This window comes from Erythrobacter sp. K21-9 (assembly GCF_055808355.1).
Genome location: NZ_CM147866.1, coordinates 2,956,568 through 2,969,094, shown reverse-complemented (window position 1 = coordinate 2,969,094; position 12,527 = coordinate 2,956,568). Strand labels below are relative to the sequence as shown.

Here is a 12,527-nt window from a genome sequence, read left to right as displayed (position 1 = left end):
AGCTTTGAATTTTCCTTGTGCGAGGACAGCTATGGCATGGAAGTTTTGCAACTCAAGGAATAGTCACATGACAGCAGGCACTGCGGATACGAATTCACCTGATGCGCTCGATACACTGGACGACGCGGTAGCCGCGGCAGCGTTCCGGCGGCTGGTCAAGCACCTGCGTCACCGGCACGATGCCCAGAACATCGAATTGATGGGGCTCGCCGGGTTTTGTCGCAACTGCCTCGCTGACTGGATCCGCGATGCCGGGTATGACGGCGACAAGGCGGCAGCGCGCGAGCTGATCCACGGAATGCCGATGGAAGAATGGAAGGCGACCCGGCAAATCCCGGCAACCGAAGCGCAGATCGCGGCGATGGAAGCGAGCCTGACGAAGAACAAGCCCGACCTGCGCTGACCGGTCAGGCGTCCAGCCCGCAGCGCCGGATAAGGTCGTTGGCGAAGGCTGCCCTGACTGCCGGATCCGGCAGCACTTGCTGGCGCGCGGCGATCCATGCATCGACCGCGGCATCGCCGTAGGCTGCGCGGACCGTGGCGGCGTCATAGGCGTTGGTCTTGCCCCAATGCTGAGTGAAGGCGATCCCCTTGGCCGCCATCTTCGCAGGAAGCGCGCCGAACAGCGCGATGGAATCGTCATTGTAGAGGCCGTCAATGCTGACCACGAATGTCGTGTCCCAGCGGTTGAAGCCCAGAAACGCTGCGGTCTTGGCGACATAGCGGCAACCATAGACCACCGGGACGGGTCCGATATCGGCGTTGAGTTCGATCAGCGCGTCGAGCGTTGCCAGCGCATCGGCGATATCGACCGCGACCGTGCCGCTGGCAACCTTGGTGCGCTGAACCTTGTAACCGAATAACTCGCCCCACGAGCCCTTGGCCGGTCCCAACTTGAACATGCTGCTCGCGACGAGGTTGGCGAACATCGGAACCAGGAACCCGGCGACATCGAGAATGCGACCGGCGACACTGACAAAGTCATAGCCCGGACCGAATTTGTCTTCCTTGATCCGGTAATCTGGTTGATAGCCGTCCTCCCAGTCGATCCTGTACATGTGTGTTTGCAGGACTTGCGGCGGGTGCGAGTTGGGATTGATGATCGGCTGGTAGAAAAGGGGCGCGCCGCTTCGTCCCGGCGGGTCGAGCCGCGCCACCGAAAAGTCGAGATTGCCGACGCGTTGCCGCATATCAGCATCAAGAATCAGCCGCTGGTTGTTGGCATCCTCATCGGTGTTGTGAGCATCAAGCAGATAGCGCGGCGTTGTCTCCATCACCACGTTGTGAATCACGCCGAACGCCCCAAGGCCAATCAAGGCCGCGTTGAAAAGATCGTCGTCGCGGACAAGGGTTGCGCCGTACCCTTGGGTAACGGCAGGTAGCAGGACCGGATAGCTGGCCCGCTCGAGCCAGACCTGATCCGAAGGATTGGGACCGGTGACGAGATGCAGGCCGACGATCTGATCATGGATCGCGCCCAGGCCAAGCACCGAGCCATGCGTGCCCGTCGACAAGGCTCCGGCAATGGTCTGGCCATTGGCTGCACCTGTCGTGCGCATCGAAAGCTTGCGGACATCGTCCTCAAGCCATTCGTTGATTTCCGAGATGTAGTTTCCGGCCTGGATCAGACACAGCGTACGGCGCGTGTCATCTCCGCCGACATAGTTCGGATCGACCTGGCTCTTGCGGATCTGGCGCTTGCCCTTGAGCCGCCAGAGATCGATCATCGCGCCGCGCGTCACCGGGGCATCCGACAGCGACCAGCGGCGGCCAACGGCTCGGCATTCGATACCGGCATCGAGCGCGTCCTTGATGGATTGCTGGATGCGGGCGGTGCAGGTCTTCACCGCATTGGCCGAGTAGGTCGTACGGTTTTGGGAAGGCGGATTGATCTCGTCGATCCATGCGGTGCGGATCGGGCCGGTCGCGTCATCGGGTATCGTCTCGTGCCAGTTTTCCCATTTTGCTCCGACATTATGGCGGGCGAAGGCGACGTTTTGTTGCGGCATGATCTACCCCCTCGCGCTTTCGGACGCTTCGATCCACGGAAGTATTCGCGTCCAAGCAGAGCTTTGCGGAGTGCAGGTAAACCCGTCGGTAATGGGGCTTCCTGCGGTAACGGGCTCACAATCGAACGTTACGACTTCACTGCCTTCACCGTCGGGATTTTTGGTGCAGACGATCTCCTGCGCGCCGACGACCGCTTCGCAGACATATTCCGGCACTTGCGCAGGGGGCATGCAGTTGAACTTGATCGTCGCGGGATTGATCGTGCCAAGCGTCAGCGCAGCGATAAGCCCCTGGCCGATGTTCCGCTCCACCTCGACGCGGCTCGAAGCCTTCCTTGTCGCACCGGACCAGGCCGGTCGCAGAATTCGTGCTCGCACCTGCGCGCCCAAAGAATGAAGTCTGCGAAGCGGGTTCGCCCGGCGGCCCGTAATCGGGGATATCGACTTGCGCCAAATGATGGGAGCAGCCTGACAATACGAGGCCAAACGCAGCGATAAGCCCAAGTAAAAGCGATGAATTCTTTTGCATGTGATGCTCCGCGGTTAGTTAACCTGGATCACGACGCCGCTTTTTCTTTGGATTGTACTACAGGACGGTTTGTTTGCAAAGCAGTGCGCAAATCGCACCGTTCCCCTCTGGCCAAGCCAATGGCGCGCGCTTATCAGCACGCATCGATTCTCAATTTACCGGAGCAATTCAAGAATGGCCGAAGCCACCGACGACCGCCTGCGTCTGCTGATCGAGCGCATCGAACGCCTCGAGGAAGAAAAGAAAGGCATCGCCGACGATATCCGCGACGTCTACGCCGAAGCGAAAGCGGTGGGTTACGACGCGAAGATCATGCGCCAGATCGTGCGCCTGCGTAAGATGAAGCCGGACGACCGCAGCGAACAGGAAATGATCCTCGACACCTACAAGGCCGCGCTGGGCATGGGCTGAGACAGGGCACGTTTCCGTGCAGACCCTGCGCATCTATCTGGTGCTGCTCAAGCGCCCGGCAGGCTGGATTGCGGCGCTGGTTTTCTTCCTGATCAATGTTCCGATCTTTTATTTCATTGGTCGCTCGGCTGCCGAATTCGGGTACTTCGAGTATAATGCGATTACGCGGGTCGTGGGTACCGCCGTCTTTGCCGCGCTGATCTTTCCGCTGACGCGGATATTGCTGCGGGGCAAGTTAGAGATGGGGCCGCCTCGGTGGCTGATGTGGACTGCCATAGCCGCGATTTTGGGCATCGTGAGTTTCGGCCTGAGCTACGCCCTGGTTGTCGCCAGCTATATCGCTGCGCCCGGCTTGCTCTTGGCCTTTCCGCCTGAATGGCATCAAACCATCATCGAAACGATTATTTACCCGGCCTTCCTTGGGTTTTTCGTTTGGGAGACGGGATTGATCTGCGACCGCCGCTCGCCAACGCTCGGGCAGGCGCACCGCTTCGTGTGGGGCGAGCGATGGGCGTTCCTCTTGCTCTATCTTCTCATTTCGGCGGTTGATCTGGCCTTGGCGATGGCCATTTCGGAATTCATCAGTGCCGAGTCTGTACTGGCGATGGAGATTGCTTTTTCCGCTCGCTATGCCTTTTTTACGTGGTTTCTTAGCCTGATGGCGATCGCGCTCTATGTCGAGCTGGCAAGGTCAGTGAGGCCGATGACCGACGTCTTTGAATGAGCGGCAAGCCAGGCGCACCATTACCGTCATGTCATTGCATCTTCTCCAAGCTGTGTTATCGATTTAATACAGCTAACCAAGGAGATATTCGATGGCAGGAGAATGGAAAGACGCGCGCGGGATCATCGTGACAACGACCCCCACGGTCGAAGGGCAGCCGATCCAGGAATATTGCGGCATCGTCGTTGGCGAGGTTATCGTCGGTGCGAACCTGTTCCGCGATCTGTTTGCCAATATCCGCGATATCGTCGGCGGGCGCTCGGGCAGTTACGAGCGTATTCTTGCTGACGCGCGCAATCAGGCGATCGAGGAATTGCAGGCGGAATGCGCCGCGCGCGGGGGTAATGCAGTGGTCGGAATCGACCTCGACTACGAAGTGATCGGCGACACCGGCTCGATGCTGATGGTTTCCGCCAGCGGGACCGCGGTGAAAGTCTAGTCCAGCCCAGCAGCCATCGCCAAAGCGGCGATGGTGAGGGCAAAGGCATTATGCGCAGCGTGCAGGCCGATCGCTGCGATCAGGCCGTATTGCACCCGCACATAGGCGGCCATCGAACCGAGCACGAATTGCGGCAACACCAGTGGCAGCAGGATCGCGAGCGCGCCCTCGGTGTAATTGAGCAGGTGCACCAGCGCGAAGGCGAGCGTGCTCAGCCAGAAGAAGCCCGGAAAGACCTTGCGGAACCAGCCCATTGGCGGGCGTTTGCGGAGTACAAGCTGGCTCACACCGGCGAGCAGAACTCCGGCGATGAGGGCAAGTCCGACGCCGGCCATTGCGGCCTCTCCGGTTGCCGAGACGCCGATCATCGCCGTTGCAATTCCGGTCACGACGAGCACCGCGAATGCGAGCAGATAGCCAGGCTTCCCCGATAGCCAGCTGCGGAAGAATATCTCCTCTATCACTGGGGCGACCAATACGACCAGCGCGACTGTCGTCAGGTTCATCTCGAGCGCGCTGTTGAGGTTCTCGGGCAATTCCACGCCAAGCGCGATGATCAGCATCAGACCGCTGATGAACGCGGTCATGATCATGAGGTCGAGCCCCAGTATCCGCGCCGTCCCCTGCACGGGGTTGGCGGCGGCACCTACGCGGTCCGGCAGTGCGGGCCGTTTCAGGAAGGCCAGATAGCGGCGCCATTCGGCTTTCGCAGACGGGGCGGGCAAAAGCGCGCCAGAACTGCTGTCATCACCGAAGACATTCTCGATTTCGGCAGGGCTTAGAGGGCTTGTGGTCATATCGCTCATCGGGCTAATGCGATGGCTCTTATTTTCCGCTTAAGACAAGCAAAAAGAGTTCTCATGGCAGGCCATTCCAAATTCAAGAATATCATGCACCGCAAAGGTGCGCAGGACAAAAAGCGTTCGAACCTGTTTTCAAAGCTCAGCCGCGAAATCACCGTGGCGGCAAAGATGGGCACGCCCGATCCGGATATGAACCCGCGTCTGCGGCTGGCGGTGAATACCGCCAAGGCGCAATCCATGCCGAAGGACAACATCCAGCGCGCCATCGACAAGGCGAGCGCGGGCGATGACGAGAATTACGAAGAGGTTCGCTACGAAGGCTACGGCCCCGGCGGCAGCGCTATCATCGTGGAAACTCTCACCGACAATCGCAACCGCACCGCCACCGCCGTGCGCACCGCGTTCAGAAAGAACGGCGGCAATCTCGGTACCGAAGGGTCGGTCGCGCACGGGTTCGAGCGGCTTGGCTATATCGAATACTCGGCCGAGGCAGGCAGCGAGGACAAGGTCCTTGAAGCGGCGATGGAAGCAGGGGCCGAGGACATCGCGTCCTCCGATGACGGTCATGAAATCTGGACCGCCGCCGAAGACCTGCACGAGGTCGCATCCAGCCTCGAGAAGGCGCTGGGCGAGGCCAAGGAAGTCAAGCTGGCGTGGAAGCCCAACCTGACCGTCGAGATGGACGAAAAGGGCGCGAGCACGCTGTTGAAGCTTATCGACGCGCTCGATGACGACGACGACGTCCAGACCGTGTGGGGCAATTACGAAATCAGCGACGACGTGATGGACAAGCTGGACGCCTGAGGGCTTGCCGCGTGAGCTGGAAGGAATGGGCCTTTGCATTAGCCTTGGGCGCTGCACTGCTGCTGGCGATATTATGGCGGCTCGGACTGCGGGTCGGGCTGTGATCTCATGATCATCCTCGGCCTTGATCCCTCGCTCAGCTGCACCGGCTGGGGCGTGATCCGCGCCGAGGGATCGCGCATCACGCACATCGCCAACGGCCAGGTCAAAACGCACGCAAAGGCTCCGATGGCTGAGCGGCTGCACCATCTGCATGACGCGGTGCGCGCCGTCATTGCCGCGCACCAGCCCTAGCCGGGCCGCTTGCGAAGAGATGTTCGTAAACAAGAACCCGCAATCGACGCTGAAGCTTGCGCAGGCGCGCGGGGCGGTGCTTGCCGCCTGCGGTGCCAGCGGCCTCGACGTGCACGAGCTCGCCGCGCGGGTGGTGAAGAAGGCCGTGGTCGGAACCGGCGGAGCGGACAAGGCGCAGGTGCAGGCAATGCTCAAGGTGCTGCTGCCCGGAGCCGCAATCGCCGGAGCCGATGCTGCCGACGCGCTCGCTGTCGCGATAGCCGCAGCGCACACAAAGCGGGCTTGATCGACTGTAAGTTGCATAAATGGTAACTAACACCGTGGTCGCGCAGACGACTCGGGAGAGAATCCATGAAGAATCTTGCACTACCTTTGATGGCTGGCGCAGCCATGTTTGCCGGCTCTGCGGCCCATGCACAAAGCTTTGTCTATGAAGTGACGTGGGACCCGGTCGAGCAGATCGGCGGTCTCGAGGGTGAAGACGGCCCGCAATATCAGGGTGGTAGCGTTACCGGGGCCTACACTGCGACCTATACTGATGGCAGCCAGAATTCCGGTGCCGTCAAATGCGTCGGGATGGACCAGCCCGATGGCGGCGTGTTCGCAATCCATCTCACCTGCAATCTGACTTCCGAAACCGGCACGGCCACATCGATCTATGGCTGCAATTTCCTCGGCAAGCCCGGTCCGGAAACGCCGCTTGGATGCTTGGGCGGTATCCAGGGACGCACCGGGCCGTTCGAAGGGCGCCGCGGCGGTCTGACCATGGAGTGGTATTCCGACACAAATTCGCGTGGCACCGGCCTCTGGTACGGCGCCGGCGAATGACCTGATCTGCGCCAGTCCCCTGCGGAGTGGCCAATAACCGACAGCCTCTGAGGCGACAGGCAAGGGCGTGCGAAAAGCGCGCCCTTGTTGCCGCTTGCCCCGCGCTTGCCTTGCGCTTGTCGTAGCGGGCGACTTCACCTAATTGCTGCGCCGTGCCCGATCGCCTGACCGGGGCTGACGGAGAATGATTTTGGTCGAACTGTACGGCATCCCCAATTGCGACACGGTCAAGAAGGCCCGGAAATGGCTGGATGCGAACGGCGTTGAATACATCTTTCACGATTACAAAAAGGAAGGCGCCGACCCGGCCAAGCTCAAGGCCTGGATTGCCGAGCACGGCGTCGATGTGGTGCTGAACACGCGCGGCACGACTTACCGCAAGCTGTCCGATGAGGAAAAGACGGGTGCGCGCGACAGTCACACAGCTGTAGCGCTGCTCGTTCAGCACCCCTCCATGATCAAGCGGCCAGTGGCCGTGCACCCGCACGGCACGCTGATTGGTTTCAAGGAAGACGAATGGTCCGCGACATTTTGATGAGGGGCTCCTTGGGCGCACTGGCGCTATTGCTTGCGTTACCAACGGCGGCAATATCCGCGCCTGCCTACGCGCAGGATGACCCGCTGATCATCGCGCATCGCGGGGCCAGCGGTGACCGGCCCGAACACACGCTCGCCGCTTACGAACTCGCGATCGAGCAGGGTGCGGACTACATCGAACCCGATCTTGTCGTGACCAAGGATCTCGTGCTCGTCTCCCGCCACGAAAACGAACTCTCCGGCACGACCGATGTGGCGAGCCGCGAGGAATTCGAGGATCGCCGCCGCGACAAGACCATCGACGGACAGCGCGTCGCGGGCTGGTTTGCCGAGGACTTCACGCTTGCCGAATTGCGCACGCTGCGTGCAAGGGAACGCGTGCCGAGCGCACGGCCCGATAATGCCCGCTATAACGGCCTCTATCAGGTGCCGACCTTCGCCGAGATCGTGCAACTGGTCCGTATCAAGGAAGCCGAGACAGGACGCCGGATCGGCCTCTATCCGGAACTGAAACATCCCACGTTCCTGCTCGAAGATGCCGGGATCGACATGGTCGACCTCATATTGCTCGAATTGCGCGATCTCGGGATTGGACCGACCGACCTGCTCTATATCCAGAGCTTTGAGGTCGGCGCGCTCCAGCGACTCGACAAGCGCAGCGATTACAAGCTGGTGCAGCTGATCCACCCGGAGGGCGGTCCGGTGGACGAACCCGATATGCGCTATCCAGAGATGGTCACACCCAGCGGACTGGAAGAAATCGCGCTCTATGCCGACGGGATCGGCCCCTGGCTCGGCTATGTCCTCGACCCGGCGACCATGGAGGCGACAACGCTTGTCGCCGATGCTCAAAGCCTCGGGCTAAAGGTTCACCCCTGGACCCTGCGCAAGGAAAACGGCTTCCTGCCGGCTGCGCTCCAGACAGGAAGCGGCCCCGCCGCCGATGGCCGATACAAGCAGCTGTGGTCGAAAGCGATTGCATCGGGTGCGGACGGGTTCTTCACCGACAATGTGGAGGAATTCGCCGACATGCTCGGCGACTAATCCTTGCGCGTTGCTGCGAGGATATAATTGAGCGCCTCGTTATCCGACAGATGCAGCCCCTTGCCGATGCCGTAGGCGATGCCGCGGCGCTGCGTCACTTCGAGACCGACCTCGGATAGCAGCTCTTCGAATTCTTCCGGGGTAATGAAGTCGCTCCAGTGATGCGTACCCTTAGGCACGTATCCGACCGCTTCGGCAGCGCCGACCAGCAGGACGCGCGATTGCACGGTGCGGTTGGGGGTGGACATTACGAGCAGCCCGCCCGGTGCCAGCCGCGCAGCGACATCGGCGAGGAATGCGCGCTTGTCCGCGACGTGTTCGATGACTTCGACGCTGGTCACGAGATCGAAAGTGCCGATATCGAGGCCGCCGACTTCGCCTGCCATATAGCGGATATCTAGCCCGCTTGCCTCGGCATGGGTGGCCGCGACCGAGACGTTCTCCGCGCTGGCATCGACCCCGGTGACGTCAGCGCCCAGCCGGGAGAGCGGCTCGCACACCAGCCCCGCACCGCAGCCGATATCGAGTGCGGTCTTGCCGGAAAGCGGCCTGATCGAGCGCGGATCGATGTTCCAGTGCGCGTCGATGGCGCTGCGAATGAACTCCATGCGCACCGGATTGACCTGGTGCAGGCTGGCCATCTTGCCTTTAGGATTCCACCAGTCGCGCGCCAGATCGGAGAAGAATGCGGCCTCCTCCGGACGGATGGTTACATTTGATACGTTTGCGTTTCCCATTGAGGCTCCTTAACAGCGCGAACGCGCACTAACCAGCGGGGGCTTTCGCGCTTTGGCAAAGAGCAAACAACGCATCGTGATGAAATTCGGCGGCACATCGATGGCCGGGACCGAACGCATTCGCCGCGTCGCCAATATCGTGCGCGCTCAGGCCGCTGGCGGGAATGAGGTTGCCGTGGTGGTCAGCGCGATGGCGGGCGAGACCGACCGGCTTGTCAATTTCTGCCGCGAGGCGAACGCGCTCTACGATCCGGCGGAATACGATGTCGTCGTCTCCAGCGGCGAGCAGGTGACGAGCGGCCTGCTTGCGCTGACGCTGCAATCTCTGGGGTGCAAGGCGCGCAGCTGGCTCGGCTGGCAAATCCCGGTCAAAACGGTCGAATCCCATGCCAAGGCGCGGATCGATACAATCGACGCGCCAGGCATGATTGCCAGCATGGAAGCGGGCGAAATTGCTGTTGTTCCGGGTTTCCAGGGCCTCTCGGGCGAGGGCCGGGTGGCGACGCTGGGGCGCGGAGGTTCCGACACGTCGGCGGTTGCGGTCGCGGCGGCGGTCGGCGCGGATCGCTGCGATATCTACACCGATGTCGATGGGGTCTACACGACCGACCCACGCATCGTGGCCAAGGCGCGCAAGCTGAAAGCGGTGACCTACGAAGAAATGCTGGAACTGGCGAGCGTCGGGGCGAAGGTGCTCCAGACCCGCTCGGTCGGCCTCGCGATGAAGGAAGGGGTGCGCCTGCAGGTGCTCTCCAGCTTTACAGGCGACGATGCAATATCGGCAGACGAATTGCCCGGCACGATGATCGTGTCGGATGAAGAAATGGACGAATTGGTGGAGAAGGGCCTGATGGAACGCCGGCACGTGACGGGCATCGCCCACGACAAGAACGAGGCGAAGATCATCCTCACCCGCGTTCCCGACAAGCCGGGGGCGGTGGCGCATATTTTCGAACCGCTCGCCGATGCCAGCATCAATGTCGACATGATCATCCAGAACGTCGACCGCGACAAGGGCGAGACCGACGTGACCTTCACCGTGCCGCAGGCAGACCTCGCCCGCGCGCAGGCGATGCTGGAGGACAAGCGCGACATGATCGGCTTCAACCGCATCATCACCGACAGTCAGATCGCCAAGATCAGCGTCGTCGGCGTCGGCATGAAAAGTCATGCGGGCGTCGCCAGCACAATGTTCCGCGCCCTGTCGGATCGCGGGATCAACATCCAGGCGATCTCCACGAGCGAGATCAAGGTCAGCGTCATGATCGACGAGGACGAGACCGAACTGGCCGTCCGCGTGCTGCACACGGCCTACGGTCTGGACGCGGAGGATTAACGCGGCTCGGCCTGCGGTATCCGGCGGGCATTTGACCGCTGTTAACCATACTCGGTAACTCGCGTTTAACGGTGCTAACCGGACTTATTGCACTCCACACGGGAGTCGCATTACATGGTCCTCAAAGCTCACCTCGATCCAGCCCCCGGCGTCCTCGACGACCGCCGCGAACAGCGCCGCGCCATGCAGCTTGAAACCTCCGGTGCGCTGCCGGACGGGGCCGAGGCGAACGTTACGGTCCACGACCTTTCCGCATCCGGATTGCTGCTGGAAACCGACTTGCCGCTTGAGCAGGGCGAGGCGCTGGCCGTCGACCTGCCCGAGGCAGGCGCGGTCGATGCGCGGGTCGTCTGGACGAGCGGGCGGCTGTATGGCTGCGCGTTTGCTGCGCCCATCAGCGAGAGCGATCTTGCCGCCGCGCAGACGCAGGACATGCTGGGCAGGGTCCGCTCCCCGGCGACTGCGCAAGATCCGTCCCCCGCGCGCTTTGCCTCCGTCGCTTCCGAGCCCTTCGGTGTCCGGCTCAACCGGTTGCGGCGCGAACGCGGGCTGACATTGGCGCAGGTTGCCGATGCTCTCGATGTCAGCAAGCCGACCGTCTGGGCGTGGGAAAAGGGCAAAGCCCGCCCGCTACCCGAACGGATCGAGGCGATCGCCGAAGCACTGGGCGTTATGGTGGAGGAATTGGGCGATACGGTCCCATCCAGCGAAGGCAGCGCGGTCGCTCAGGAATGCCGCTTACGTATTGCTACGGCCTTCGGAACCGACCCGCATAGCATCCGTATCATGATCGAGGTTTAGGACGAGATACCGTTGGTGTGTCTAATAGATCACGTTTATTACTTCGAATTATGGTAAACAAATTCCAGCGTTGATTCGTTTTTTAGTTAAGTAAGTTCACGAGACTAACAGGATTTATCTTCGGCAACGGAATAACAGGGGTAAATTTATTCCAAGCCGATGAATTGTTAGTTTACGAATCGTCTTGACACTCAAACGAAGAGACAGGGGTTGGTCGCTAACGCCGGGGGCTTTCGGCATGAAAATGGGTTTGAGTGACGTAGAGGGCCGTGTGCTGCACGGTCTGGTTCAAGAGGCATCCGGCGATATCGTCGTCAGGCTGGATGCACAGGGGTTCATGGTTCACGCATCGGACAACGTGTCCGAACTGGGTCACGATTTGTCGGCCATGCTCGTCATGCCGCACATATCGGACTTGGCGGAAGGCGAGCACGGCGATGTCGTGAGCGAGTTTGTCGAAAAGGTCATTGCCGGCAATGCGCCGCGCAGCTGGTGCGAATTTCCAGTCATCGCAAACGCTCCGGACGCGGTTTTCAACCCGGCGGACTACCGGCGCTGGTATGCGCTGAGCCTGCGCCCGATCCGGGATGAGGACGGCGCGGTGCAAGGTGCGCTGGGATTGCTGCGCTCGGTCCAGCACAAGAGAGTGCTCGAAGGCGAATTGCACAGCCGGGCGGTGACCGATCCGCTCACCGGCCTCGCCAATCGCCACGCATTCTGCGCCAGCCTGCGGCGGCATCTCGCTGCGGGCGGCGGACAGGTCGTTGCGGTGCTGGCAGTCGATTCGATGCGCGCGATCTTCATGCAATACGGTCAGCGCACCTCCGATGAAATCATGTGGGGTTTCGCCAAGTTCCTCGAGACAATGGCGCTGCCAGGTCACGAGATCGGCCAGCTCGACGGAGAACGCTTTGCCGTCATCCTGCCGGACATGTCGGCAAAGGCGGCGCGCGAATGGGCGGACGATGTGCTCAAGACATTCTCCGCCCTGGCGCTGCCATCCTCGGCGCGCGGGCCGCAACTTTCGGCAAGCGCCGGATTGGCCACGGTCGAATGCACCGTCGACTGGACCTTGCGCCAGGCCGAGCTTGCGCTGGTCATGGCGAGGGCCGGTGGCGGGATGCAGGTCGGGCAGATCGGATATGAAGGCGCAGCCATCATGCCGGAGGCGGCAAGCTCATCCATGGCAGGCACGGTTGGAGTTGCTGCCGCGGCGCGCTAGGCATTTGCG

The 12,527-nt window shown here is 61.3% G+C and carries 15 protein-coding genes and 1 pseudogene; 12 read left to right on the top strand and 4 right to left on the bottom strand.

The features are described from left to right. The first annotated feature begins 67 nt into the window (after window positions 1-67). The gene (locus AC0L39_RS15295) at window positions 68-403 is read left to right on the top strand and encodes a DUF1244 domain-containing protein (RefSeq protein WP_473259147.1); all 336 of its coding nucleotides are present in this window, start codon (window positions 68-70) and stop codon (window positions 401-403) included. Window positions 404-407: 4 nt separating this feature from the next. On the opposite strand, the gene AC0L39_RS15290 is transcribed toward AC0L39_RS15295, so the two are convergent. Then, on the bottom strand, window positions 408-2,009 hold the full coding sequence (locus AC0L39_RS15290; protein ID WP_473259145.1) for an FAD-binding protein: 1,602 nt from the start codon (window positions 2,007-2,009) through the stop codon (window positions 408-410). 3 nt (window positions 2,010-2,012) lie between these two features. After that, window positions 2,013-2,387 carry a hypothetical protein gene (locus AC0L39_RS15285; RefSeq protein WP_473259143.1) on the bottom strand — a complete coding sequence of 125 codons (375 nt, stop codon included), beginning with the start codon at window positions 2,385-2,387 and terminating at the stop codon, window positions 2,013-2,015. Between the two features lie 325 nt (window positions 2,388-2,712). Here AC0L39_RS15285 and AC0L39_RS15280 point away from each other — a divergent pair, with 325 nt between their 5' ends. The 3 genes from AC0L39_RS15280 (at window position 2,713) to AC0L39_RS15270 (ending at window position 4,112) form a co-directional block, all read left to right on the top strand. Beyond that, the gene (locus AC0L39_RS15280; protein WP_190788839.1) at window positions 2,713-2,949 is read left to right on the top strand and encodes a DUF2312 domain-containing protein; all 237 of its coding nucleotides are present in this window, start codon (window positions 2,713-2,715) and stop codon (window positions 2,947-2,949) included. A gap of 16 nt (window positions 2,950-2,965) precedes the next feature. Further along, window positions 2,966-3,673 (top strand): hypothetical protein, encoded by a 708-nt coding sequence (locus tag AC0L39_RS15275; protein ID WP_473259141.1) that lies wholly within the window; start codon window positions 2,966-2,968, stop codon window positions 3,671-3,673. Between the two features lie 91 nt (window positions 3,674-3,764). After that, window positions 3,765-4,112 carry a heavy metal-binding domain-containing protein gene (locus AC0L39_RS15270; RefSeq protein ID WP_473259139.1) on the top strand — a complete coding sequence of 116 codons (348 nt, stop codon included), beginning with the start codon at window positions 3,765-3,767 and terminating at the stop codon, window positions 4,110-4,112. Here AC0L39_RS15270 and AC0L39_RS15265 read toward each other — a convergent pair. Next, complete coding sequence (locus tag AC0L39_RS15265) at window positions 4,109-4,918, bottom strand: CPBP family glutamic-type intramembrane protease (protein ID WP_473259137.1); 810 nt, start codon at window positions 4,916-4,918, stop codon at window positions 4,109-4,111. The genes AC0L39_RS15270 and AC0L39_RS15265 overlap by 4 nt on opposite strands. 54 nt (window positions 4,919-4,972) lie before the next feature. Here AC0L39_RS15265 and AC0L39_RS15260 point away from each other — a divergent pair, with 54 nt between their 5' ends. From AC0L39_RS15260 to AC0L39_RS15240, 5 genes and pseudogenes are all read left to right on the top strand, one after another. Then, complete coding sequence (locus tag AC0L39_RS15260) at window positions 4,973-5,719, top strand: YebC/PmpR family DNA-binding transcriptional regulator (protein ID WP_473259135.1); 747 nt, start codon at window positions 4,973-4,975, stop codon at window positions 5,717-5,719. Window positions 5,720-5,827: 108 nt separating this feature from the next. Further along, window positions 5,828-6,299, top strand: a pseudogene (ruvC, locus tag AC0L39_RS15255) (crossover junction endodeoxyribonuclease RuvC). 65 nt (window positions 6,300-6,364) lie between these two features. Next, window positions 6,365-6,841 carry a hypothetical protein gene (locus AC0L39_RS15250; protein WP_473259134.1) on the top strand — a complete coding sequence of 159 codons (477 nt, stop codon included), beginning with the start codon at window positions 6,365-6,367 and terminating at the stop codon, window positions 6,839-6,841. Between the two features lie 187 nt (window positions 6,842-7,028). Next, the gene (locus AC0L39_RS15245) at window positions 7,029-7,376 is read left to right on the top strand and encodes an ArsC family reductase (RefSeq protein ID WP_473262421.1); all 348 of its coding nucleotides are present in this window, start codon (window positions 7,029-7,031) and stop codon (window positions 7,374-7,376) included. Then, a complete protein-coding gene (locus AC0L39_RS15240; RefSeq protein WP_473259132.1) occupies window positions 7,358-8,422 on the top strand; it encodes a glycerophosphodiester phosphodiesterase family protein in 1,065 nt (354 codons plus the stop codon). The genes AC0L39_RS15245 and AC0L39_RS15240 overlap by 19 nt, the downstream gene beginning before the upstream one ends. On the opposite strand, the gene ubiG is transcribed toward AC0L39_RS15240, so the two are convergent. Then, the gene (ubiG, locus tag AC0L39_RS15235; RefSeq protein WP_473259131.1) at window positions 8,419-9,159 is read right to left on the bottom strand and encodes a bifunctional 2-polyprenyl-6-hydroxyphenol methylase/3-demethylubiquinol 3-O-methyltransferase UbiG; all 741 of its coding nucleotides are present in this window, start codon (window positions 9,157-9,159) and stop codon (window positions 8,419-8,421) included. The genes AC0L39_RS15240 and ubiG overlap by 4 nt on opposite strands. A gap of 79 nt (window positions 9,160-9,238) precedes the next feature. Between ubiG and AC0L39_RS15230 the strand changes: the two genes are divergently transcribed. From AC0L39_RS15230 to AC0L39_RS15220, 3 genes are all read left to right on the top strand, one after another. Beyond that, entirely contained in the window at window positions 9,239-10,495 is a 1,257-nt protein-coding gene (locus tag AC0L39_RS15230) for an aspartate kinase (protein WP_473262419.1), read from the top strand. A 114-nt stretch (window positions 10,496-10,609) separates the two neighbouring features. Then, the gene (locus AC0L39_RS15225) at window positions 10,610-11,296 is read left to right on the top strand and encodes a helix-turn-helix domain-containing protein (protein WP_473259129.1); all 687 of its coding nucleotides are present in this window, start codon (window positions 10,610-10,612) and stop codon (window positions 11,294-11,296) included. 250 nt (window positions 11,297-11,546) lie between these two features. Then, window positions 11,547-12,518 carry a sensor domain-containing diguanylate cyclase gene (locus AC0L39_RS15220; RefSeq protein WP_473259127.1) on the top strand — a complete coding sequence of 324 codons (972 nt, stop codon included), beginning with the start codon at window positions 11,547-11,549 and terminating at the stop codon, window positions 12,516-12,518. The last annotated feature ends 9 nt before the right edge of the window (window positions 12,519-12,527 follow it).